The 23,524-nt window shown below is 67.1% G+C and carries 23 protein-coding genes; 5 read left to right on the forward strand and 18 right to left on the reverse strand.

The genetic code is table 11. The features are described from left to right. Positions 1-62: 62 nt before the first annotated feature. The 3 genes from C0J29_RS19470 (at position 63) to C0J29_RS19480 (ending at position 3,006) form a co-directional block, all read left to right on the forward strand. On the forward strand, positions 63-890 hold the full coding sequence (locus C0J29_RS19470) for an HAD-IIA family hydrolase (RefSeq protein WP_120793272.1): 828 nt from the start codon (positions 63-65) through the stop codon (positions 888-890). A gap of 134 nt (positions 891-1,024) precedes the next feature. After that, positions 1,025-2,098: a class 1 fructose-bisphosphatase gene (locus C0J29_RS19475; protein WP_120793273.1), complete on the forward strand. Its 1,074-nt coding sequence runs from the start codon at positions 1,025-1,027 to the stop codon at positions 2,096-2,098. A gap of 20 nt (positions 2,099-2,118) precedes the next feature. Then, positions 2,119-3,006, forward strand: coding sequence for a phosphoribulokinase (locus C0J29_RS19480; RefSeq protein ID WP_065044729.1), 888 nt, complete (start codon positions 2,119-2,121; stop codon positions 3,004-3,006). Positions 3,007-3,209: 203 nt separating this feature from the next. On the opposite strand, the gene C0J29_RS19485 is transcribed toward C0J29_RS19480, so the two are convergent. From C0J29_RS19485 to C0J29_RS19535, 12 genes are all read right to left on the reverse strand, one after another. After that, positions 3,210-4,661, reverse strand: coding sequence for an NADH-quinone oxidoreductase subunit M (locus C0J29_RS19485; RefSeq protein ID WP_120793274.1), 1,452 nt, complete (start codon positions 4,659-4,661; stop codon positions 3,210-3,212). Continuing rightward, positions 4,658-6,520 (reverse strand): NADH-quinone oxidoreductase subunit L, encoded by a 1,863-nt coding sequence (nuoL, locus tag C0J29_RS19490; RefSeq protein ID WP_120794844.1) that lies wholly within the window; start codon positions 6,518-6,520, stop codon positions 4,658-4,660. The genes C0J29_RS19485 and nuoL overlap by 4 nt, the downstream gene beginning before the upstream one ends. 11 nt (positions 6,521-6,531) lie before the next feature. Beyond that, positions 6,532-6,672 carry a hypothetical protein gene (locus C0J29_RS32890; protein ID WP_162951512.1) on the reverse strand — a complete coding sequence of 47 codons (141 nt, stop codon included), beginning with the start codon at positions 6,670-6,672 and terminating at the stop codon, positions 6,532-6,534. Positions 6,673-6,771: 99 nt separating this feature from the next. Continuing rightward, complete coding sequence (locus C0J29_RS19495) at positions 6,772-7,605, reverse strand: hypothetical protein (protein WP_065044727.1); 834 nt, start codon at positions 7,603-7,605, stop codon at positions 6,772-6,774. Beyond that, positions 7,602-8,780 carry an NHL repeat-containing protein gene (locus C0J29_RS19500; RefSeq protein WP_120793275.1) on the reverse strand — a complete coding sequence of 393 codons (1,179 nt, stop codon included), beginning with the start codon at positions 8,778-8,780 and terminating at the stop codon, positions 7,602-7,604. Before C0J29_RS19500 ends, C0J29_RS19495 begins: the two co-directional genes overlap by 4 nt. After that, on the reverse strand, positions 8,777-9,646 hold the full coding sequence (locus C0J29_RS19505; RefSeq protein WP_120793276.1) for a NifU family protein: 870 nt from the start codon (positions 9,644-9,646) through the stop codon (positions 8,777-8,779). The genes C0J29_RS19500 and C0J29_RS19505 overlap by 4 nt, the downstream gene beginning before the upstream one ends. Then, the gene (locus C0J29_RS19510) at positions 9,643-10,884 is read right to left on the reverse strand and encodes a hypothetical protein (protein ID WP_120794845.1); all 1,242 of its coding nucleotides are present in this window, start codon (positions 10,882-10,884) and stop codon (positions 9,643-9,645) included. The genes C0J29_RS19505 and C0J29_RS19510 overlap by 4 nt, the downstream gene beginning before the upstream one ends. Before the next feature lie 5 nt (positions 10,885-10,889). After that, positions 10,890-11,165 carry a hypothetical protein gene (locus tag C0J29_RS19515; RefSeq protein ID WP_065165927.1) on the reverse strand — a complete coding sequence of 92 codons (276 nt, stop codon included), beginning with the start codon at positions 11,163-11,165 and terminating at the stop codon, positions 10,890-10,892. Between the two features lie 5 nt (positions 11,166-11,170). Continuing rightward, on the reverse strand, positions 11,171-11,950 hold the full coding sequence (locus tag C0J29_RS19520) for a hydrogenase maturation protease (protein WP_120794846.1): 780 nt from the start codon (positions 11,948-11,950) through the stop codon (positions 11,171-11,173). An 83-nt stretch (positions 11,951-12,033) separates the two neighbouring features. Next, positions 12,034-13,641, reverse strand: a complete 1,608-nt coding sequence (locus C0J29_RS19525; protein ID WP_120793277.1) for a nickel-dependent hydrogenase large subunit — start codon at positions 13,639-13,641, stop codon at positions 12,034-12,036. A gap of 52 nt (positions 13,642-13,693) precedes the next feature. After that, positions 13,694-14,665, reverse strand: a complete 972-nt coding sequence (locus C0J29_RS19530) for an NADH-quinone oxidoreductase subunit B family protein (protein ID WP_055580998.1) — start codon at positions 14,663-14,665, stop codon at positions 13,694-13,696. 65 nt (positions 14,666-14,730) lie between these two features. Continuing rightward, the gene (locus tag C0J29_RS19535; RefSeq protein ID WP_120793278.1) at positions 14,731-15,282 is read right to left on the reverse strand and encodes a DUF1641 domain-containing protein; all 552 of its coding nucleotides are present in this window, start codon (positions 15,280-15,282) and stop codon (positions 14,731-14,733) included. 260 nt (positions 15,283-15,542) lie between these two features. On the opposite strand from C0J29_RS19535, the gene C0J29_RS19540 reads away from it, so the two are divergent. Beyond that, positions 15,543-16,604 carry an AraC family transcriptional regulator gene (locus C0J29_RS19540; RefSeq protein WP_120793279.1) on the forward strand — a complete coding sequence of 354 codons (1,062 nt, stop codon included), beginning with the start codon at positions 15,543-15,545 and terminating at the stop codon, positions 16,602-16,604. A gap of 54 nt (positions 16,605-16,658) precedes the next feature. Here the strand turns inward: C0J29_RS19540 and C0J29_RS19545 are convergent, their stop codons facing one another. From C0J29_RS19545 to C0J29_RS19560, 4 genes are read right to left on the reverse strand one after another with little or no spacing between them, the layout of a single operon-like run. Beyond that, a complete protein-coding gene (locus C0J29_RS19545) occupies positions 16,659-17,561 on the reverse strand; it encodes a LysR family transcriptional regulator (protein WP_065044721.1) in 903 nt (300 codons plus the stop codon). Next, entirely contained in the window at positions 17,558-18,520 is a 963-nt protein-coding gene (gene cbbX, locus C0J29_RS19550) for a CbbX protein (RefSeq protein WP_065044720.1), read from the reverse strand. Before cbbX ends, C0J29_RS19545 begins: the two co-directional genes overlap by 4 nt. Then, a complete protein-coding gene (locus tag C0J29_RS19555) occupies positions 18,517-18,942 on the reverse strand; it encodes a ribulose bisphosphate carboxylase small subunit (RefSeq protein WP_065044719.1) in 426 nt (141 codons plus the stop codon). The genes cbbX and C0J29_RS19555 overlap by 4 nt, the downstream gene beginning before the upstream one ends. A 10-nt stretch (positions 18,943-18,952) precedes the next feature. Further along, the gene (locus tag C0J29_RS19560) at positions 18,953-20,383 is read right to left on the reverse strand and encodes a form I ribulose bisphosphate carboxylase large subunit (RefSeq protein WP_065044718.1); all 1,431 of its coding nucleotides are present in this window, start codon (positions 20,381-20,383) and stop codon (positions 18,953-18,955) included. 149 nt (positions 20,384-20,532) lie between these two features. Here C0J29_RS19560 and C0J29_RS19565 point away from each other — a divergent pair, with 149 nt between their 5' ends. Further along, positions 20,533-21,531 carry a class I fructose-bisphosphate aldolase gene (locus tag C0J29_RS19565; RefSeq protein ID WP_120793280.1) on the forward strand — a complete coding sequence of 333 codons (999 nt, stop codon included), beginning with the start codon at positions 20,533-20,535 and terminating at the stop codon, positions 21,529-21,531. On the opposite strand, the gene C0J29_RS19570 is transcribed toward C0J29_RS19565, so the two are convergent. Together C0J29_RS19570 and C0J29_RS19575 are read right to left on the reverse strand one after the other, a co-directional pair. Further along, positions 21,519-22,700, reverse strand: a complete 1,182-nt coding sequence (locus tag C0J29_RS19570; RefSeq protein WP_120794847.1) for a GAF domain-containing sensor histidine kinase — start codon at positions 22,698-22,700, stop codon at positions 21,519-21,521. The genes C0J29_RS19565 and C0J29_RS19570 overlap by 13 nt on opposite strands. A 2-nt stretch (positions 22,701-22,702) precedes the next feature. Next, positions 22,703-23,371 (reverse strand): response regulator, encoded by a 669-nt coding sequence (locus C0J29_RS19575; protein ID WP_120793281.1) that lies wholly within the window; start codon positions 23,369-23,371, stop codon positions 22,703-22,705. Positions 23,372-23,524 lie beyond the last annotated feature (153 nt).

The raw sequence follows: 23,524 nt of genomic DNA on the forward strand, positions 1-23,524 counted from the left end.
CATCCCCCACCGCTAGGAGGCATGGTGACGTCCACCGGTGTGCTCACCAGCACCGCACGCTGATGGCATCGCTGGCCAGCCTGTACGACTGTCTGTTGCTGGACCTCGACGGCACATTGTTCCGGGGTTCGCGACCGATCCCGGGTGCGGTGGAGACACTCTCCGGCACAGCCTGTCGCACCTTGTTCTTGACGAATAACGCGTCGCGCAGTGCGGTGGAGGTCGCCAAGCATTTGCGGGAGCTGGGATTCGATGCGAGCCCCGCCGACATCATCACCAGCGGGCAATGCGCTGCGCAGGCTTTGAGTGACGAATTGGATTCTGGCGCGCCGGTTCTGGTTGTCGGCTCGGAGGCTTTGGCCGCCGAGGTGACCGGAGTGGGCCTGCGCCCGGTGCGACGGTGGGCTGACGAACCGGTCGCCGTGGTCCAGGGGTTCTCGCCCGACATCCGCTGGCGCGACCTCGCCGAGGCGGCACTGGCGATCCGCGCGGACACGCTGTGGGTGGCCACCAACCCCGATGTGACGTTGCCCTCCGAGCGCGGACTGGTCCCCGGAAACGGTTCGATCATCGCAGCGTTGCACGCCGCCACCCGCCGCTCCCCGCGCATCGTCGGAAAACCGTATGCACCGATCTTCCGGAACGCCCTGTCGCGCGGCGACTTTCAGCGGCCGTTGGTGGTCGGTGACCGGTTGGACACCGACATCGCCGGTGCCAATTCCGCCGGGTTGCCCAGTCTGCTGGTGCTCAGCGGAGTGACGACGGCGGCCGAAGCGCTGGCCGCACCCGCGGCGCAGCGGCCTTCGTTCGTCGCGCCAGACCTCAGCGGCATCAACGCCGACAGCGACTCGTTGCGGCTCGAGTCGCTGCGCCTGTCATCAGCCGGCTGACAGCCCCCCAGTCGTCGGCGGCGCGAGCGGACGCGCGGGGATACCCCCACCGGACCACCCATCAGGGGGATGGACCGTGGCCGGCTGGATCAGAGCATGTGTGCAGGTCTTTTGCTGCCCGTTGGAGGTACCGCATGCTCACCCACCACACGACGCTGGTGAAGTTCCTCATCGAGGAAAGACGCCGTCATCCCGATGCCAGCGGCGATCTGAACTCGTTGATCCTCGATGTCGCCCTGGCCTGTAAAGCCATCTCCACCCGGGTGGCCCAGGGCGAACTCGGTGGCGTGCTGGGCGCCGCGGACGTGGTGAACGTGCAGGGCGAAGTGCAGCAAAAACTCGACGTGCTGGCCAATGACTACTTCCTGCGGGCCACCGAATGGGGCGGTCAGGTGGCCGGGATGGCCTCGGAAGAACTCGCCGAGCCCTATCTTCTGCCGACCCAATACCCGCGCGGGAAGTACCTGCTGATCTTCGATCCGCTCGATGGTTCCTCCAACATCGACGTGAATGTCTCGGTGGGAAGCATCTTTTCGATTCTGCGTGCCGCCGAGCCGGGTGCGGATCCGACCGTCGAGGACTTCCTGCAACCCGGCTCGCAGCAGGTGTGTGCGGGTTATGCGATCTACGGCCCGTCGACCATGCTGGTGCTCACCGTGGGCACCGGCGTGCACGCGTTCACGCTGGACCCGTCGCTCGGCGAGTTCGTGCTGACCCGCGCCGACATCCGGATTCCGTGCACCACCGGTGAATTCGCGATCAACGCATCGAACCGGCGATTTTGGGAACCGGCCGTGCAGCGCTACATCGACGAGTGCCTGGCGGGCCGAACGGGACCACGCGGCAAGGACTTCAACATGCGCTGGGTCGCCTCGCTGGTCGCTGAGACACACCGGATCCTGACGCGCGGCGGGGTGTTTCTCTACCCCCGGGACGCGAAGGATCCGGCCAAGCCGGGACGTCTGCGGCTGCTGTACGAGGCCAACCCGATCGCGTTTCTGGTCGAGCAGGCCGGCGGCCTGGCCAGCACCGGGCGTGGGCGCCTGATGGAGGTGGTCCCGACCGGATTGCATCAGCGGGTGCCGCTGATCTTCGGAGCGGCCGACGAAGTCGAGTTGATCGAGGAATACCACCGCAAGGACTACGTCCGGCCCTCCACCTCACCGTTGTACGGCGTGCGGGGCTTGTACCGCGTCGTGGCCGGCTGAAGCGTAAGGGGTAATCGAAAATGTCACGCCTGCACCCGATCATCTCCGTCACCGGCTCCTCGGGGGCCGGGACCACCTCCGTGATGCGGACTTTCGACCAGATCTTCCGCCGCGAGGACATCAACGTGGCGTTCGTCGAGGGCGACAGCTTCCACCGTTACGACCGGGTGGCGATGAAGGCCGCGATCGCCGACGCACACGCGCGCGGTGACCACACCTTCAGTCACTTCGGTCCGGAAGCCAATCTGTTCGAGGAGCTGCAGGACCTCTTCAAGACCTACGGCGAGACCGGAACCGGCAAGGTGCGCCGCTATCTGCACGACGAGAAAGAGGCCGAGCCGTTCGGGCAGGAGCCAGGCACCTTCACGCCGTGGGAGGAGATCCCCGAGGACACCGACATGCTGTTCTACGAGGGACTGCACGGCGCGATCGTCACCGACGAGGCCGATGTCGCCGCGCACGCGGACCTGCGCATCGGCGTGGTGCCGGTGATCAACCTGGAGTGGATCCAGAAGTTGCACCGCGACAAGGTCTCCCGCGGCTACACCTCCGAGGCGGTGACCGACACCATCCTGCGGCGGATGCCCGACTACGTGAACTACATGTGCACCCAGTTCTCGCACACCGATGTCAACTTCCAGCGGGTGCCGGTGGTGGACACCTCCAACCCGTTCATCGCCCGGTCCATACCGACCGCCGACGAGTCGATGCTGATCATCCGGTTCCGTGACCCGCACGGCATCGACTTCCCGTATCTGCTTGCCATGCTGCATGATTCGTTCATGTCGCGGCCGAACACCATCGTGTGTCCCGGCGGCAAGATGGATCTGGCCATGCAGTTGATCTTCACCCCGATGGTGTTGCGGCTGCTCGAGCGCCGCAGGGCGCAGTTGGCCGCGGCGCGCTGACGCGGCGGCCGATTGGTCACATCAGTCACACTCGCCCCCGCAAGCGGCGGCCCATCCAGCTGCGAAATCTGGTATCACATGCGATATCACGTTTCAGACGGCTTTCAGACGGCGCTGTGCCGAGCCCTGCCGGTGCCCAAGTGACGGATGTGACCAGTCGCTCTTGCCCGCGCCCTCGCCGGATCGCGCCAAGCCGTCAGCGGCTACCGGCCGGCGACCGTCTGGCCGATAGCCGGGTCGATGACGTCCAGCGCCGGTTTGGGATACACGCCCAGCACGATCAGGAGAGCTAACAGCGGCACCACCACCGTCAGCTCACGCGGCACCAAGTCGGCCATGGACTCTCTGCGGGGCCCCGTCATGATCCGCTGGTAGAGCCACAGAATATAGATTGCGGAGAGCACCAGGCCCGTCACCGCTAGCACGGCGAACACCGGATACCGGGCGAAAGTGCCGATCAGCACCAGCAATTCGCTGACGAAGGGCGCCAGGCCGGGCAGCGCCAGCGACGCCATGCCGGCGACCAGAAAGGTCCCGGCCAGCACCGGGGCCACCTGCTGCACCCCGCCGTAGTCGGCGATGAGCCGAGTCCCTTTGCGTGACACCAGGAATCCGGCGATCAGGAACAGCGCGGCGGTGGCCAGTCCGTGATTGACCATGTACAGCGTTGCGCCGGACTGCCCCTGGCTGGTCATGGCGAAGACACCCAGCACGATGAATCCGAAGTGGCTGATCGAGGTGTAGGCGATCACGCGCATGATGTCGCTCTGCCCGATTGCCACCAAGGCGCCGTAGATGATCCCGATCACGGCCAGCGCAATCACGAACGGCCGGAACAAGACCGCGCTGTCGGGAAAGAGTCGCAGACAGTAGCGCAACATGCCGAACGTGCCGATCTTGTCGACGACGGCCATCATCAGCACCGCGGTCGCCGGCGTCGCCTCCGCGGCCACCCCGGGTAACCAGGTGTGCAACGGCCACAACGGGGCCTTCACGGCGAACGCGAGCAGGAAGCCGAGAAACAGCAGATGCATGAGGTCCGGGTTAGCCACGATGTCGCCCGACGACATCCCGGCTACGATGGCGCGTGAATCGAACGTCCCACAGACCAGATTCAGGCCGATGAGCGCGACCAGCATGAGCAGCCCACCGGACAGGTTGTACAGCAGGAACTTCAGTGCCACACGTGGCGCCCCGGCTCCCCCGTACCGGCCGATCAGGAAGTACATCGGGATCAGCATCGCTTCGAAGAACACGAAGAACAACAACACATCCAACGTCACCAGGGCGACCAGCATCATCGACTCGACGGCCAGCATCAGCGCCAGGTACACGCCGGGCCGGCCCGCGTCGTTCCACCCGGCGAGCAACAGCAGCGGCATCAGGACCGTGGTCAGCAGTATAAGGACCATCGCGACACCGTCAATGCCGACGGTGTAACCGGCGCCGAACGACCTGATCCAGGAATGACTTTCGACGAACTGATACTGCGGATCCGCCGGATCAAAGCCGGCCACCAGCACACCCACGATCACCAGCACCCCCGCCGAGACGCCGAGCGCGGTGTACTTGGCAACCAGCTGCCGGCCGGCGGGCACCGCCGCCACCAGCATCGCACCGGCCAGCGGCGCCACCCACAACGCGGTCAGGATCATGCCGAACCCACCAGGGCGACACTCAACAGCAGCGCGGCGGCGCCGAAGAAGACGGTCAAGGCATACGAGCGGGCAAAACCGGTCTGCATCCGCCCAACACCCGTCGAGGTCCTACCGATAACCCGGGCGATGCCCTCGACAACGCCGTCGATGCCCAGTAGGTCCACGTCGACCATTGCCCGCGACAGGCGCAGACCCGGCCGCATGAACGCCGCTTCGTTCATGCTGTCCCCGAACAGATCCTGGCGTGCGGCGATCACCGGGCCGGATGCCCACTCGGACGCGGTCTTGCGCACCGGCCTGGCGACGTAGTTACGGACCGCGACGAGGATGCCGATGCCGACCACAGCCAGGGTGACCACGGTCAGCGCCGCACCGGAAACGGCGTGGTGTGGCTCCGCGGCGTCGCTGGGATTGGTCACTGGTTGCAGCCAGTCTTGCAGGGTGCCACCGACGGCGAGTGCCGCCCCGCCGCCGAGCGAACCCAGCGCCAGGACCAGCATCGGTGCGGTCATGACGGACGGCGACTCATGCGGATGACTGCCAGGTCGCCAACGCTTTTCGCCGAAGAAGGTCAGCACCATGACGCGGGTCATGTAGAAGGCCGTCACTCCGGCACCTACCAGGCTCACGACGCCGAGGAACCAGTGCGTGGCGAAGGCGGTTTCGATGATCGCGTCTTTGGAGAAGAAGCCGGCGAATGGGGGCACACCGATGATCGCCAGATAGCCGAGGCCGAAGGTGGCGAAGGTGATCGGCATGTGTGCGCGCAGACCCCCGTAGCGCCGCATGTCCGTCTCGTCGTTCATGCCGTGCATCACCGAACCGGCGCCCAGGAACAGTCCGGCCTTGAAGAACCCGTGCGTCAGCAGGTGCATGATCGCCACCGCGTAGCCGACCGGTCCCAGACCGGCTGCCAGCACCATGTAGCCGATCTGCGACATCGTCGAGGCGGCCAGGGCTTTCTTGATGTCGTCTTTGGCGCAGCCGATGATGGCGCCCACCAGCAGTGTGACGGCGCCGACGATCACCACCGCCGTCCGTGCGACGGGAGCCAGGTCGAACACCGGGCCGGAGCGCACGATCAGGTATACCCCGGCGGTGACCATTGTTGCCGCGTGGATCAGTGCGCTGACCGGTGTGGGACCCTCCATCGCGTCGCCGAGCCAGGACTGCAGTGGCACCTGCGCGCTCTTGCCGCAGGCGGCCAGCAACAACGCCAATCCGATTGCGGTCACAGTGAACTCGGAGGCTCCCGATGCCCGCGCGAAAACACCGTCGTAGCTGAGCGTTCCGAGCTGGGCGAACATGATCATCAGTGCCAGTGCCAATCCGACGTCGCCCACGCGGTTGACGATGAAGGCCTTCTTGGCCGCCGTGGCGGCGGCGGGCTTGTGCGACCAGAAGCCGATCAGCAGGTAGGACGCCAAACCCACGCCCTCCCAACCGAAGTACAACCCGAGGTAGTTGTCGGCCAGCACCAGCAGCAGCATCGCGGCCACAAAGAGGTTCAGGTAGCCGAAGAATCGACGGCGGCCGGGGTCCTCTCGCATATAGCCGATCGAGTACACGTGGATCAACGCACCCACGCCCGTGATGAGCAGCACGAAGCACACGCTCAACGCGTCCAGCTGCAGGCCGAAATCGATCTGCAGGGAAGGCAGCCAGGTGAACAGCGTTTCGTGCATGACACGGTCCGGCGCCGCGCGCCGCAACAGGTCGGCGAAAAGTATTGCGCCACAGCAGAACGATGCCGCTACGGCCGCGCATGCCAGCAGATGCCCCCACGCGTCAGCGCATCTACCGCCCAGCAAGAGCACCGCCGCACCGGCCAGTGGCAGCGCGATGAGCAACCACACAGCCACGGCGTTCAAGACCCCAACAGCCCGGCCGCGTCAGAGTCGGACTGGTCGCGTTTGAGCATGACGTTCACCGTCAAACCGACCAGTACCTCGAACCCGACCGCCCCCGCGATGGCAGCCAAAACCATGATCACAACAGAGAAGTTCACGCCTGACAGTCTGCCCGTGTGACGCTGACCCGCTGAACCCCGAATCGGGGGAACATCAAGGTGATTGAGGGCCCCGAGTCAGCCCGGAGTCAGCCTGAGTCAGCCCAGTCCCACTAAGCCCGGGTCGAAGGTCGCGCGGGCCGTCACCGAGGTGGCGGCCGCGGCCACCACGACGCCGGCGTCGGCTTCATGACCTTTCGGGAAGACGATTTCGGCGCTGTCGGGTCCGTCCCGGTGGGCCATCAGCCAGTCGTAGAGCAGCCAGTCCACCGCACAGGTGACGGCGAGCGGGTCGGCTTCGGCGCGCTGCGCCGAAGCGATGACGGACTGCAACGCTTCCAGGTGCTCCTTGCGGGCGGCATCCTTGTTCACCCCCGAGCTGTCGAACATGAGCATCGACAGCGTCAGCGGAAAGCGTTGCCCCGCTTCTGTTCGTACCACCCATCGGCCACCCAGCCACGGCCGCGCCGGATCCACCTGCTGCATCTCGCCGAATCCACCCACCACGCCCAGGCCCGGCTCATCGAGTTCATCGTCGAGGGGCGCCGGGCCCAGCAGAGCGAGCGGCTGGCGGGCGCGGATCGAGAACAGTGCGGCGGTCCCGACGATCTTTCCGGCCCGCAGGTCGGGCTTCAATCCGGTCGTTTCGGCGGCCGCGGCGTACTCGAAGCACAGCCGGTCCAGAGTGCGGTGCAGGTCGACCAGATCGTCGCGCTCGTCGGCATTCGCGGGACCCCTTCCCCCGCCCAAGATTTCGCCGAACCGCTCTGCCGCGATGATCAACGCGTCATCGAGTGCTTCCAGGTGGGTAGCCACCAACCGGTCGGGTTCGTCGTCAGCCTCCACCAACGACTGAAGGGAGGTGCGCCTGCCGGCCGCAGTCGCCCAGAAGAACCCGATCTGACCGTCGGACTGGACGATTCGCGGTCTCACCGCCGCCGCCAGATCACGACGCGGTTGTTGCCGGAGTCCGCGACGGCCAGCCGGTCACCGCGCAGCGACAGACCGTACGGCCAACACAACGTGTCGCGCTGCACCGAGGTCCAGCGGTTCTCGCCGTTGGTGCCGAAACTCGGCTGAGCGAGAACATGATCGGCCGCGCGGCCGTCAGCGGGAACGCCGTCCCACAACAGGATTCGGTTGTTGGCGGTGTCGGCGACGACCAGGCGGTCGTCGGCCAGTCCGATGGCGTAGGGGAACCGGAACCGGTCGCCGGTGTGGGGACCGTACGGCCACTCCTCCGCACCGGTGAAATCCGGTTGGCCCAGCAGGATGTCGGCGGGGCAGTCAGTGCCGGGCGCGGGTGCCCAACCCAGGATGCGGTGGTTTCCGGCATCCGCGATCAACAGCAGATCCTCGCGTCCCGCGATGTCGTGTGGCCAGCGGAAGCTGGCCGGGCCGGGCATTCCTCCCCTGTTCTCCTCGCGGTGGGCGGGACTCGGCTGACCCAGCACCACGTCGGCCGGCCGGCCCGGAGCAGGAATCCCGTTGCGCCAGCCGAGCACCCGCCGGTTGCCGGTGTCGGCCACCCAGAACGTGTCGCCGATGATCGCGATGCCGAACGGCCAGTAGAACGACGAGGCGCAACATTCGCCGCCGGCATTGGGCTCCACGGCGGACGCATCGGGCTGCCCAAGGACGACGTCCGGCGCGACGTCGCTGGTTTCGGGGACGTTGTTCCAGACCAGGATCCGATGGTGCCAGGCGTCGGCGACGATGAGCCGCCCGTCGTGCACCAGCACCCCGGTGGGCAGGTTCATGCCGCGTTCGGGTCCCCGCCCGCCGGCCGCGCGGCCTTCGGTCTCGCCGTCCGGCTGCCCCAGCACGACGTCGGCCGGTTGCTCGTCGTCGCGCGGGATACCGTGCCACACCAGTACGCGGTGGTTGCCGGAATCGGCGACCACCAGATGCTCGTCCCCCAGGAACACGCCCCGCGGTGAATACATCCACGCCATGGTCGGTTTGGCGGCCGGGAGACTCAAGCCGCCGGGGGCGGGTGCGCCGAGCCAGACCTCCGGTGCCCAGCCGTCGGTGAGGTCCGTGGTGGCGACCGGATCAACGCGGGGTGGCAACGCCGCTATGTTGTGCCGAACGGTGTAGCGGCTCATCCGCGCACTCGGACCCAGACGTCTCCGTTGTCGATTCGCAGCGGCAGTTGCTCGAGCTGCGCCCCGGGCGCACTGAGGCACTCGCCCGAGGATGCGTCGTAGCAGAAGCCGTGCCACGGGCAGGTGAGGGTGCCGTTGTCGAGGTCCAGGATCGCATTGTCCAACGGCATTGCCTCGTGGGCACATTCGTTGCGATACGCCGAGAGCCGGTGCTCGACGCTGACTACCAGGACATCGGCTCGTTCCCCCGCCTCGGTGGTCAGGTTGCGGACGGTGATGTCACCGTCTTGGACCTCGGCCGCGGCGCCGAACTTGGCCCAGCCGTCCCGTGCCGGCCCGATCCGCAATGCCTCCAAGGGGATCAGCGTCGGCGACGGCTCGTTCGGCAGCACCTCGACGGCGGTGATCGACGGCACCCCCTCGACCAATGCCTCCTGCACCAGGTTGCGCAGCGTCACCGACGACATCGAGCAGCCGTTGCAGGCTCCTTCCAGCCGCACGTAGGCGATGCCGTCCTCGACGCGGACCAGGGTGACATCGCCGCCGTGGCTCTGCAATTGGGGTCGCACGCCGACCAGCACCCGGTTGGCGTGGGTGACCGGGTCCGGCCGGATGATCTCGTGCAGCGACAGCAGCAGGTGCACCACCGGGTCATCCACCAACTCGAACAGCACCGCACGCGCCCCGTCGTCTTCGCGCATGCGGCGCACCATCGTCACCAGCCCAGCGCGGTGCACGGCTTCCAGCGCGGACTTGAGTTCCTCGGCGACCGCCCGGGCCTTCGGGTCGAGGTCGGCCAGTGCCGCGACCGCGTCGTCCACCCGCTTAGCCAGTTCCTCCAGACCCGGTTCCACGACGGTGGTCATTGGTCGCCTTCGGAACGCAAAAGTGCTGACTGCCGTGCGATTTCGTCCAGTACACCGCGCACGGCCCGCACGGAGTCGTCGTCCTGCTGCTCCTCGAACAGGAACCGGGCCTCGTACAGCTTGGCCTTGGCCTGATCGAAGATCCCCAGGTGGGCCAGCGCGTTGCCCTGGTTGGCCAGCACCCTGGCCCGACCCAGCGGGTCGGTCTCGCGGTCCCGCGCGGCAAGCACGCCTTCGTAGAGTTCCACTGCCTCCATCAGATTTTCGGCCTGATGCTTCGACGGTGTGTAGACCAGGGAGTTGGCCAGGTTCAGTTGGACACTGGCCCACTGCTCGGGATACTCCTCGCGCGTGTACACCTTCAGGGCCGACCGCAGCGATTGCGCCGCCACACCGAGGCGCAGTTGTCCGGAGGCCTCGACCATCGGCATCGTCAGGTAGGCGGTCGCCAGGTTTGCATGCGCCGACGCCCACAGCAGCGGCGCCTCTTCCCGCAACACCAGCTGCAGCGTGGAGTGGTAGTGCGGGATGGCCTGTGCGAGCAGCCCCGGATTGTCTTGGGCGCGTTCGTGAATCATCCCGGCGACGGTGAGGTGCAGCTCGGCGCGGGCGATGCGCAGACCCTCGGCGCCGTCGAGGAGCCCTAGCGCGCGCTCCAGATGCTGCTGGGCCGCCGGGTCGTGGAGGTCGCGGCAGATCGATCCGGCCGCCGCGATCATGGAGCCCTCCAGGCACCGCGACACTGTCGCGGCGGCCTCGGCGGCACGCTCCAGCAGGGCCCGGGCCTTGAGCGGGTTCCCTTCGGCCAGAGCATGGCTCGCTTGCGCGGACAAGGCGAGGGCGGCCAGCTCACCGGTGACCCCATCGGCATCGGGCGGGGTGTCCCGGCGGCCGACGGTGAAGAGCACCAGGTCGACCAGCACACCGAACTCGCCCAGATCCGTGCGCAACGTGTCGGTGTCGACGCCTTCGGGCCGCAGCACGAACCGGTTGTAGCGGGTGACGGGATCCGCACCGGTGAGATGCGCCAGCGCCGCTTCGATGTCGCCGCCGTGCGCAAGTTCAAGCGCCCGAAGATCTTCCGGCCAGGCGTCCGGTTCGTTGCCGTCCAGCAGTGCCGTGCGCACCGTCTCGGCGGCCGCTGGAACCAGCAGATAGCCCAGCGGCAGCGGGAAGGCACCGAGCGGTTGCGGCCGGACAGCCAGTGCCGCTCGGGTCAGCTCAGGCGCGGTGGTCATGATTTTCACCCATTGATCGGTCCTCGGATATTGCGCTCGGCGGCGCGCTTGATCAGGCTCGCCGATATCTCGGCGCGCCGTTTGGTGTGGTGGGTGTCGATGCGCCGGCGGACCACTCCGTCGGCGAACACCACGACAATCTCCACGGCCCAACGGCCGTGGTCTTCCACGACTACGGTCTGAACGTCCAGCGCTTCATCGGCCGTACTGTCGGCACGGACCACCGTCGGCGGGCGCTCCGGCTCCTCCTGTTGCCCCCCGTCGGTCGGACGCTCAGCCATCAGAATCACCCCGGCGGCTCCGGTGCGTCACGCAATTCGTCATGCAGGGGAATCCGCAGCGACTTCTGTGCATCGTCCCAGAATGCACCAGTCACGCCGACCCTGCCTTCGATGACCTCGCGGATCAGCAGTGACCGGTCGCCGGCGGGGTTGCGTTGCTTCAGCAGCAATCCCCCGCTGCGCGGGCCCCGCAACGGGATCAGCCAGAGCTCGTCGTCGCGGACCATGGCGACCACCGCGTCGGACGGGAACCGGCTGGCGGCCAGCGATGCGTCGATACGCAGGTAGCCGTCGGGGGTGAACTCCACGGTGACTTCGGTGTCCGGCACCGGCCGAAGGTCGGCGAGATACTCGGCTTCGATCCGTTCGATGACGATTTCCATTGCCGCCTCGACGGTTTCGGACAGGTCGGCGCCGAGCTCCACGCCGGCGACCTCGATCAGGTAGACGGCGATGTCGGTCGGGCAGTCGTCACCCAGCGCCCAGCGGGCGAAGGCGATGGCGTGATCCCACCGGAAGGAGTGGGTGTGCAGGCCCTGCAGCGGCGGCAGGTTCTGCAGCTCCTCGCCCGGCACCTTGAAGATGGTCCCTGGCGCCGATCCGGTGGCCGCCGCGTCGATGATCACCACCCGCTGCGCGCCGCGCATCTGGAAGGCCACGTCCATGCCGGCGGTGCCGCCGTCGACCAACTTTGCCCCGTCCGGAACGCCACGCTCCCACAGGTGCCGGACCAGAACGGGTCCGACGCCGTCGTCACCGCGCAACAGGTTCCCGCACCCGATCACCAGGACCTCGCATGACCCAGCAGGTTCAGCGAGGTCCTGGGTGTCGTCGGGGGCGCCCAGTCCGCAGTCGTAAGCAGTCAGGATCACACCATCCCGTTGATGACGAACTTGGACAGTTCGCGTCCTGTCTTGCCGTCGTAGGCGTGTACGGTGCACACCAGGCACGAGTCGAAGCTCCGCGCCACGTGACCCAGTTCCACCGGGTCCTCCGGGTCGACGATCGGCGAGCCCACCAGAGCGCTCTCGATCGGGCCGAGCACCTGGGAACTGTCCCGGGGCCCGATGTTCCAGGCCGTCGGCGTCACCACCTGGTAGTTCTTGATCTTGTTGTCTTCCAGCACAATCCAGTCCGACAGCGCGCCGCGCGCGGCCTCGGTGGAACCGAAGCCTATCCCTTCGGCGTGCTCGATGGGCTTGGTGTAGAAGCTCTCCTTGAGGTTGAGCTGGTCGAGCCACCCGCGGGTCCACTTGTAGTACTTCGGCGCCTCGTGCATCCGGGCGAGCTGACGGACCATGACGCTGGGCCCGATCTTGTTGTACATGTCGACGAACAGCGGGTCGTTGTCCTGGTGCGCGGCGGCATTGGGACCGCCGGCGGCCATCCGTCGGGCCAGCGGTCCCGCTTCCAGCGGGATGTTGCCCAGGTCGCCGACGGCGTAGCGGGGCGACTTGGCCCAGCTGTACTTGCCTTGCTTGCGGCCCTGTTCGGGGTCGATCGGGATGGTCTCGCCCTCGAACGGGTGCAGCGGCCGGCTGCCCTCGTAGAACGAGTGCGTGACGTCCTCGCGGACGTTGGCCTGGTCGAACTCGTGCCACTGACCCTTGGCGTACACACCGGAGCGGCCGATCAGCGCGGCGTTGCGCCCGGCGATGGTCGGGTTCTCGTACAGCGACGGGTCGAAGTACGTACCGGTCGAGATGTAGTTGCCCACGCCGGCGCCGTACTTGTCCAGGCCGACGTCCAGGCAGTAGCGGATGAAGAAGCCGCAGTCGCTGTTGTACTGCGACTCGTTCTCGTTTACCCAGGCCAGCACGTCCTCCCAGGTCTTGTTCTCCAGCCAGCGGTCGATGCTGCAGCCCAGCCAGCGGGCCTCCAACCAGTTGTCCTTCCAGTGCTCGAGGATCGAGATGGAGCGCGTCACGTCGGAAAGCGTTGGCGCGCACATCACTCCGCCGGGCACCATGAAACTGGAGTGCGGCCACTGGCCGCCGAAGATCGCGTACACCTCGACGGGCTTGTTCGAAAGCACCACGCCCGGTTGGTAACTCGTGCCCACATACGGAGCGAAACGGCGCACCGCCTCGTCGTACAGCTTGGACTTGGCGTAGTTCTTGTTGGTCAGGTCGATGGCGAACAACGCGTAGAAGTAACGCGGAATCGACTGCAGCGTCTCGCACGCCTGACAGATGTTGCGCACCAGGGTTGCGTTGGGCGGCATGTGCGTTCGCCAGGCGGTGTCCAGCGCGTACGCGGACTTGTAGAGGTGGCTGCCACCGCAAATGCCGCAGATGCGCGGACACACGATGAGGCCGGCCTGCGGGTCCTTGCCCCGCAGGATGATTTCGAAGCCGCGGAACATCGCCGCCTCGGTCCAGGCCGAGGTGACGACGCCGTCTTCGACGGTGACGCGGACGTCGAGGTCTCCCTCGACTCGGCCCAGCGGGCTGACATACAGGTCGAGCGCGGTCATGAATCCTCCCAAATGATTTCGTGCACTACCAGGGCTGTTGGCGTGCTGGTCGTCAGACCACGAACATGTCTTCCTTGGACCATTGCGGGGCCGCGATCCGCGCGGCCGCGGCGTGTGCCATGTAGGTGAGGTGGTCCGAGCCCTCGGGCACTTCCTTGGGGATCATGCCGCTGACCTTCTGGGTCTTGAACACGGTTCCCGGCGCCAGGTCGAAGTGCGGGAATTCCGGTTCGGTGCAGCCCAGGCAGGGCATGCCGGCACGGGTCTTCGAGGACTGGCGGTTCCACAGGATGCGGTTGCACGGCGAGTGGGTCATCGGCCCGCGGCAGCCGAACTCGTAGAACAGGCAACCGGTGCGGGTGCCCTCGCCGAACGACATCGTGGACTGCTTGTACTCGAAGAATTGCACTCGGGTGCAACCGGTTTGGGTGAACGTCTTAAAGAACGTCTCGGGCCGGTGCAGCTCGTCGAGGGTGATATCGCCGGCCCGACCGGTGGCCAGCGCGACGATGATCTGAGTAATCCAGTCCGGGTGGGCGGGGCAGCCCGGGATGTTGATCACCGGCAGGCCCATTTTGGACCGGAAGTCCGGGCCCAGGAACCCGCCCTTCTCCCGCTTGTGGAACTGCAGGCCCGTCGACGCCGACGGGTTGGGCTCCATGGCCGGGATCCCGCCGAAGCAGGCGCAGTCGCCGATGGCGACCACGATCTGGGCCGCGGCGGCCAGGTCGGTGACCCAGTCCTTCATCGCGCGGTCGGCGAACATATCCATCCGGCCGGTGCCGTTGGGCGCCTCGATGACGGTGCCCTCGAACACGAAGATGTCCAGCGGCCGCTCGCCTTTGGCGCAGTCCCAGAACACCTTCTGGGCGTTCTTTCCGAGTTCGAGGCCCAGGGACGGGTGCCACAACAGATCAAGCCCGAAATCGACGATCAAATCGACGACATTAGGTTCCTCAGCATTGAGAAATGACATTGTGTTACCGCTACATGCCCCGCCCTGAAACCATAAAACGGAAGCCATAAGAACTCCTCTCGAATTGCGGCCGAGGGCGCGACCACGTTTTTAATGTTGGGCTGAAGTTTTTGTTATTTCGGCAGTTGCCGTCCGAATGCCCGGGCTACCTGCACCAGGAATCCCAGACCACGGTTGATGTCTTTGTCCTTGCTGACCCGCCAGAGGCCGAACAGGCCTTTGGGGCCACCCGGGTCGGCTGCCGCTGCTGCCTTGCCTTCGACGAGCGCCTCGCCCAGGTCGGCGAGTACGTCGGCCGCTTGCGGGTCGACCAGCGGCGAATTGAGGATCTTGTTCAGGGTGGGCGCCGCTGCCACCAACGCCGATGCCAGCGATGCCAGAGTCGCCGCGAGCGCCTGCACGTCCACCGCCCCCAGCTCGGCCTTCACCTGGTCGAAGCCGGGCACGGTCAGCGAGGCACCCTTGAGCTCGCCGACGGCGGAGGCCACCGACTCGCTGATCTGGTCGCCGCGTCGCACCAGGCCGTCGAGGCCGGTCACCAGGATCGCCAACAGGTCGGCGTGGTCGAGCAGGCTGTTGAGCGACGCGGCGATCGCGGGGTCGTCCAGCCGGTCGCGCAGCTGGTCGCCCGGCGACAGCGCGACAACCTGACCGTTTGCCGACATGGGAAACCTCCTAAGGCGAATCGGGCGGGCTGGGTCCCGATTCCGAGGGACTGTGGCCTCGATCACAAACTAGCCGCCGGTTCGGACTGTGCCTATCGCTTTCGCGCAGTAGCTGTCAGGATTGCGAACAGTTAAGCGCGTTGGCGCGCGCTGGCTGACTGAGAGGCTTGCATGATCGCCACCGATTCTTTAGTGAACGCTTCACGTTCTCGGTGGCTGCTGCCAGGGGATTTACCTGCCGGTTACCGGGGTGCCGAGCGATGTCGCGGCTGACCAGGCTCGGGTACATCGACGTCCGCCGCACCGCTCATCCGGTGCGACGCAAGGTGCGCTCGCGTGGTGTCCCGCCGGCGCTGGCGGACAACGAAATCTTCTATACCGAGAACCCGACCGAGGCCGTGCGGCTGATGGCCAAGGCGCTCGCTCCGCTGTCGTTACACGTTGGTCCGGAGGACTCCGAAGGGTTTGCTGCGACGATGCACGGTGTGCGGCTGCGCAACGTCAGCATGTTGTACCTCGACGTCCACGTGGCGGCGACAGTCGACATTCCGGCGCTGGGCCAGTACTTCGGAGTGCACATGCCGATGAACGGCCGCGCCCTGGTCGACCACCGGGGTTACAGCTTCGAGGCCAACACCATCCGGGCGCTGGTGACCAGTCCCGGCGAGGCCCTGCGCATCCAGTTCGACCTGGACTCGCCTCAGCTGCTGATCCGGATCGAGCAGCGGGCCATGGCGGCGCACTTAACCCGCCTGCTGGGCCGCAGCATGACCAAGCCGCTCGAGTTCGATCCCGAATTCGACCTGGCGACCGAAGCCGCGATGCGCTGGCACACGGTGGTGCAGCTGATCCACAGCGAGGTTTTCCATCCGGGTTCGCTGATCCAGCGCGGGCAGGGCATCGGGGCGATCGAGGAGTTGGTGATGAGCACGCTGCTGCAGTTGCAGCCGTCCAATTACCACGAGGAGTTCCTGCAGCCGGTGCAGCCGGATCCGCGCCGGGCGGTGGTGCACGACGCGATGAACTACATCGACGATCACTTGGCCGAGCGCATCACGATGGACGACCTCGCCAAGGCGGTGCACATGAGCGTCCGGTCGATCCAGCAGGGCTTCCGCGAGGAGCTCAACATGACGCCGATGACCTACGTCCGGGAGCGCCGGCTGGAGCGGGTGCACGAGGAGCTGATGGACGCCATGCCGTCCGACGGCGTGACGGTGACGGCTGTGGCGGAACGCTGGGGGTTCAACCACCTGGGCAGTTTCGCGGTGGAGTACCGCAAGCGGTGGGGCGAGGCGCCGTCGGAGACGCTGCGGCGTTGAACTGCCCTCGCAGGCCGCGCGGGTGTCGGGGGGCGTGGCCGGGCCGGGGTGAGCCTACGACGCGCGCCGCACCGCGCTGACCTGCCGCCAGCCCAGTTCGGGGTGCGACACCAAATGCCTGATCAGCAGCTCGGTGGCCATCGGCGGGGTGGGCTGGCTGACCACATGCCAGGGCCGCTTGATCGGCGTTCCCGGCACCGGCAACTCGACGAGCGCCCCGGAGTCCAGCTCGCGCTGCACCGCCTGCCGCGACACCAGCGTGACGCCCAGGCCGGCGACCGCCGCCGACACCACCGCGCCGTGCGAACCCAGCACCAGCTGCGGCGGTGCGACGTCGAGGTCCTCCAGCAACGTCATCAGCGTCGAGCGGGTGCCTGACCCTTGCTCGCGCAGCAGCCAGGTGGCCGCCGCCGGAACGAACCCGTCGGCAACCGACGGACAGCCCACCACGATCAGCGTGTTGGGGCTGATGGCGCGCACCCGCACCTTCTGGCGCAGCTCCTCGGGCGGCCGGCCGGCAAACACCAGATCGACTTCGTGGCGGGACAACATCGGCCACAGCGCGCTGCGCGCGGCCACCTCGACGTGCAGCACCACGCCGGGATGTTCGGCGCGGAATGACGCCAGCGCCGCCGGGATCAGCAGCTCCCCGGCCGACGTCACCGCGGCCAGCCGGATCGATCCGTTCTCCGGATCCGCCTCGCCGCGCGCGGCCAGGATCGCCTCGTCGTGCAGGCCGAGGATGCGGCGCGCGTATTCGACGTAGCGCAAACCCGCCGGCGTCAGCCGCACTCCCCGGCCGTGCCGGTCGACCAGCGTGATGCCGATGTCCTGGCTCAGTGCTCGCAGCGCCGAGGAGATCGACGACTCGGTGACCACCAGGCGCTCGGCGGCGCCCCGCACCGAGCCGGTGTCGGCGACTTCGACGAGGGCCCGCAAACGTGCGTTCGTGGTCATGCGCTCTCCCGTGTCTCGAAAACCCGGCTCGCCAACAGGTCTACCGCCTCGATCGTCGTCAGCTCGGCCAGGCCCACCGGCGCGGCGGCACCTTCTTCGACGGCGGCCAGCAGCCGGCGCGCGTGCCGCAGCCGGGCTCGTTCCAGAGCGTTGCGCACGCTGCGCGCGTTGGCGAACCACGGCTGGTCACGCCGCCGGTGCAGATACTGGTGCAGCACCGCCCGCGCCTCGTCGGAGAACCGGTAGCCCAGCTCGTCGATCATCAGCCCGGCAATGTCCTCGAGCTCGCCGACTGTGTAGTCGGGGAAGGTGATGTGGTGGGCGATACGGCTCTGCATCCCGGGATTGGCGGAGAAGAACTGGTCCATCTTGTCGGCGTAGCCGGCCAGGATCACCACCAGGTCGTCGCGGTTGTTCTCCATCACCTGCAGCAGGATCTCGATGGCTTCGCCGCCGTAGTCCCGCTCGTTCTCGACCTTGTAGAGGTAGTACGCCTCGTCGATGAACAGCACTCCGCCCATGGCCCGCTTGATGACGTCCTTCGTCTTCGGCGCGGTGTGGCCCACGTATTCCCCGACCAGGTCGTCACGGGTGACGCTCACCAGGTGTCCCCGGCGCAGGTAACCGAGCCGGTGCAACAGGTCGGCCATCCGCATCGCCACGGTGGTCTTGCCGGTGCCCGGGTTGCCGGTGAAGCACATGTGCAGGGTCGGCTGCGCGGCCCGCACACCGAACCGTTCCCGCATCCGGTCGACCAGCAGCAGCGCCGCGATCTCGGCGATGCGGGTCTTCACCGGCTCCAGGCCGACCAGTTCGCGGTCCAGCGCGGACAGCACCTCGTCGACGCCCGAGTCGGCCCGGGCCGCCGCCAGGTCGACAACGGCATCCGGGTCCAGGATCTCCGGCTCGGGTTCGGGGTCCGGTTCGGCGGGCGCCGGCCGGTAGCCGAACGCGGTCATGACGACTCGTACCTCTGCCCGCTTGGTCGTTCGGTGGCGTAGGCGAAGGTGGAGTAGCCGATCTGGCGGTTGGCCCGCTCGGCACGGTCCAGCCGGAAGCCGGGCTCTTCGGCGGGCCGGTTGACGATGAACGACAGCGCCGTCGTCTGCCTGCCCAAGCTCGCGTCATAGGCGTTGAGGCGGATGTAGCTGTTCGGGTTGGCCGCCCGGCACGCGTTGACCTCGAGCAGCACGCCGGCGGCGTCCTTGAGGTCGAACATCGGCAGTCCCCACATCTCCCAGTAGATGTTGCGCGGGTGTGGGTCGTCGGTGAATTCCACCGACAGCGGCCAGTCGTGCTCGAGCGCGTAGTTGATCTGTGCGGTGATCTCGTCGTCGGTGAAGTCGGGCAAGTAGGAGAAAGTGCCCTGGGTGATTCTCATGGCCAGCTCCTTAAACCCTCGTCGGCGTCGCGACGACGTCGGGGGTGTCGGTGGATTCGTAGTTGAAGGTGATGTCGCCCCAGGTGGCCAGCGCGGTGTCCAGCGCCCGGTTGCGGGAAGCGGCCTTCTTCAGGATTTCGGGACCCTCGTGGTAGTAGTCGCGGCCCTCGTTGCGAGCTTTGATCATGGCTTCCAGCGCCACCCGGTTGGCCTCGGCGCCGGCGGCGATGCCCATCGGGTGCCCAATCGTGCCGCCGCCGAACTGCAGCACCACGTCCTCGCCGAGGTAGTGGATGAGCTGGTGCATCTGACCCGCGTGGATGCCGCCCGACGCGACCGGCATGACGCCCGGCATCGACGCCCATTCCTGGTCGAAGTACAACCCTTTGACCGGGTCAGCTTTGATGCTGTCCAGCCGCAGCGTGTCGTAGAAGCCGGCGGTGGTGTTGGGGTCGCCTTCCAGCTTGCCGACCACGGTGCCGGCGTGGATGTGGTCGACGCCGGCCAGCCGCATCCACTTGGAGATGACCCGGAAGCTGACGCCGTGGGTCTTCTGCCGGGTGTAGGTGCCGTGCCCGGCTCGGTGCAGGTGCAGGATGACGCCGTTGTCGCGGGCCCACTTGGCCATCGACTGGATCGCGGTGTAGCCGATGGTCAGGTCGATCATCACGATCACCGAGCCCAGTTCGGCGGCGAAGTTGGCCCGCTCGTACATCTCCTCCATGGTTCCGGCGGTGATGTTGAGGTAGTGCCCCTTGATCTCGCCGGTCGCGGCCTGCGCCCGGTTGACGGCCTCCATGCAGAACAGGAACCGGTCGCGCCAGCGCATGAACGGCTGGGAGTTGATGTTCTCGTCGTCCTTGGTGAAGTCCAGTCCGCCGCGTAGCGCTTCATAGACCACCCGGCCGTAGTTGCGGGCGGAAAGCCCGAGCTTGGGCTTGGTGGTGGCGCCCAGCAGCGGCCGGCCGAACTTGCCGAGGTGTTCGCGCTCCATCACGATGCCGTGAGCCGGACCCTGGAAGGTCTTGACGTAATGGGTGGGGATCCGCATGTCCTCCAACCGCAGCGCCTTGAGCGGCTTGAACCCGAACACGTTGCCGATGATCGAGCTGGTCAGGTTGGCGATCGAGCCCTCCTCGAACAGGTCGAGGTCGTAGGCGATCCAGGCGATCCACTGCCCGGGCGTGTTCGGCACCGCGTCGACGCGGTAGCACTTGGCCTGGTAGTGCTCGAAGGTGGTGAGCCGGTCGGTCCACACCACGGTCCATGTCGCGGTGCTCGACTCGCCGGCGACGGCCGCGCCCGCCTCCTCGGGGGGCACCCCCTCTTGCGGCGTGATCCGGAAGGCACATAACACGTCGGTGTCCTTCGGCACGTAGTCCGGCTGCCAGTAACCCATTTCTGCGTACGGGATCACTCCCGCGTTCCATCTCTGTGTCATGGCTCGAATCGTGGCATTGCGATACTGAAGCTGTCTATCGAGAATAGACCATCAAACCTGAAGTAAATTATTAAGTATCGAAGGTACCCCCGCCGGTTCCACCGTTCGGGTGAGGACCGTTAGCCGACGCGGTTTCTACGGTGTGCCGCATGAACACATGCAGGAAGATCGCCCAGGCCATGACCGCTCCCGGCAAAGGAATCCTCGCCGCCGACGAGAGCGTGGCGACCATGTCGAGCCGGCTGGAGCAGGCGGGCGTCACCGCCACCGCCGACAGTCGGCGCACCTACCGGGAGATCTTGACCAGCACACCGGGTCTGGCCGGCGGGGTCTCCGGAATCATCTTCTGCGAGGAGACCCTGGCCCAGGTGTTCAGCGACGGGCGACCGTTCGCTCAGGCCGTCCGCGATCTCGGCATGTTGCCCGGCATCAAGGTCGACACCGGGGCCAAGCCGTGCCCCGGCCTGCCCGGCGAGACCGTCACCGAAGGATTGGACGGCCTGCCGGCCCGGCTGGCCCGGTACGCGGCGATGGGCGCGGCGTTCGCCAAGTGGCGCGCGGTGTTCACCATCAGCGACAACACCCCGAGCTGGGGCGCGATCGCCTGCAACGCGAACGCGCTGGCCCGCTACGCCGCCGCCTGCCAGGAGGCCGGCATCGTGCCGATCGTCGAGCCCGAGGTGTTGATGACCGGTGACCACAGCATCCAGCGGTGCGCCGAGGTGACCGCGAGTGTGCACGCCGCGGTCCGGCAACAGCTCGGCTTGCTGCGGGTGGACCTGGCTGGCATCGTCCTCAAGCCCAACATGGTGATCGAGGGTGAGGACCACCCCGTCACCGCCACCGCGCAGCAGGTGGCCGAGGCGACGGTCTCGGTGCTGCGCGCGTGGCCTGGCGACTTGGCCGGCATCGCCTTCCTGTCCGGCGGTCAGACACCGCAGCGCGCCACAGCAAACCTCACCGCGCTGCAGGCCCACCGGACGCCGTGGCCGCTGACGTTCTCGTTCGGCCGGGCCCTGGTGTCGCCCGCGCTCAAGGCGTGGCGGGGTGACGAGCTGAAGGTCGGTGCCGCGCAGGACGCGTTGTCCAGCCACGTGAACGCCAACGCCGCGGCGCTGCGGCTGCGCGGTGAGCTTCAGCCGGCCTGATCGGACAGGGGCACGGTCACGGTGACCGTGGTCCCCGATCCCGGGGTGGACCGCACCGTCAGCCGGCCGCCCACCAGCTCCGCGCGCTCTGTCATCGACAGCATCCCGTAGCTGGTGGGCGCCCGGCCGGGAGACGGCGTGAAACCCACGCCGTCGTCGGCGACCTGCAGGCGGGCCTCGCCGCCGGAGACCGAGAAGCGCACGATGGCCGTCATCGCCTTCGAGTGCTTGACGACGTTCTGCAGGCACTCCTGGGCGATGCGGTACAGCGCCACCTCGACGTGTTCGGAGAGCCGCTCGTCGGCCAATTCGAGGTCGAGATCGACCTCGGGGATGGTCGAGGCCAGGCTGGCCAGTCCGCCGGCCAGGCCCAGATCGTCCAGGACCGGTGGGCGCAGGCCGCCGATCGCCGAGCGGGCCTCGGCCAGCGTGAGGTCGACCAGGTCTCTGGCCTTCTCCAGCTGTTCGGTGGCCTCGGCCGAGTCGTCGATCTCGACGGCACGAGCGGCGGCGTCGAGCCGGTAGCTGAGGCTGACCAGGCGCTGACTGATCCCGTCGTGGATGTCGCCGGCCAGTCGCCTGCGCTCGGATTCCTGCGCGGCGATCACCTGCTCGGCGAAGTTCCCGTGCACCCGTTCCTTGGCGGCGAGTTGCCGGTGCACCCGGGCCTGGTCGAGGGCCCCGGCGGTCAATCGGCCGATGGCCAGCAACAGTTGGATGTCGCGTTCGGTGAACTCGCGGCGGGCCACGGTGTGCACGTTGAGCACTCCGACGAGCCGGCCCAGCCCGGTCTCCATCGGCACCGACGCCATCGAGGTGAAGTCCGACCCGCGCAACGCCGCGATCGGAACGTAGCGCGGGTCCTCGTCTTTTCCGCTGGTGATGACGACAGGTTCGCGATGCTGCGCCACCCAGCCGGAAACCCCCTCGCCCAGTCGCAGCTGCACCTGCCCGATGTACTCGTCGAAGGGCGGCGTCGCGCCGGCCAGCGTCAGCGAGCCGCCGGAGTCGTCTAGCACGTGCACGAAGCAAACGTCGGACGCGGTGGCGGTGGTGATCAGCCGGGCAACGGCGGCGGCTACCGGTTCGACCGCCGGCCCGCTACCGGTGGCGGCGACGATGTCGAGCAGCAGTGCCACCTCGCGGTCGGCGTCCACCAGGCCGCGCACGTTCACTGGTAGATCCCCTCGCGCAGCGCCACGGCCACCGCGGCGGTGCGGTCGTTGACGCCCAGCTTCCGGTAGATCGAGCGCAGGTGACTCTTGACCGTCTCGTCACCGATCACGAGTTTGCTGGCGATGCCCCGATTGGAGAGTCCGGCGACCACGAACGACAGGATCTCGCTCTCGCGCTGACTGAGGCCCTGGCGCGCCCCCGGCCAGAATTCGTCGCGCTGCAGGCGGGCGGCCGTATCGGCGGCGCGCGCCGCCAGGCCGGCGTCGATGGCGGTCGATCCGCCCTGGACATACTCGAGCTGGCGCACCAGTTCGTCGCTGCTGATGCCCTTCAGCAGGTACCCGGACGCGCCCACCCGCAGCGCCTGGAACAGGTACTGCTCGTCTTCGTAGACCGACAGCAGGATCACCTTGGACGCCGGGTTGCGTTCCCGGATGGCGCGGCACAGGTCGAGCCCGCTGGCGCCCTGCATGCGCACGTCGCACAGCACGATGTCGGGCTGCAGGCTCTCGATGACGCCGATCGCATTCTCCGCGCCGACCGCCTCCCCGACCACCCGTACCCGGTTCCTGAAAGACGCGAGCATGGCCTTGAGACCCTCGATGACCATTTCATGGTCATCGACCAAAACGACGCGAACAGGTGTCGCGGTTACCACCGTCATGCATTAACGATAAAGGCAATAGCAACTTTTTATCCGCCGAGTGCGAATTGTCCGGCGCGACACGCCGGTGAAACGTCGCGCCTTCCACACTCGCCCGCCGCTCTACCCCCGAATTACCCCCGCGATGGGGGATTCGGCGAGCGCCGGGCCACC

It is taken from the genome of Mycobacterium paragordonae (assembly GCF_003614435.1).
Classification (GTDB): domain Bacteria; phylum Actinomycetota; class Actinomycetes; order Mycobacteriales; family Mycobacteriaceae; genus Mycobacterium; species Mycobacterium paragordonae.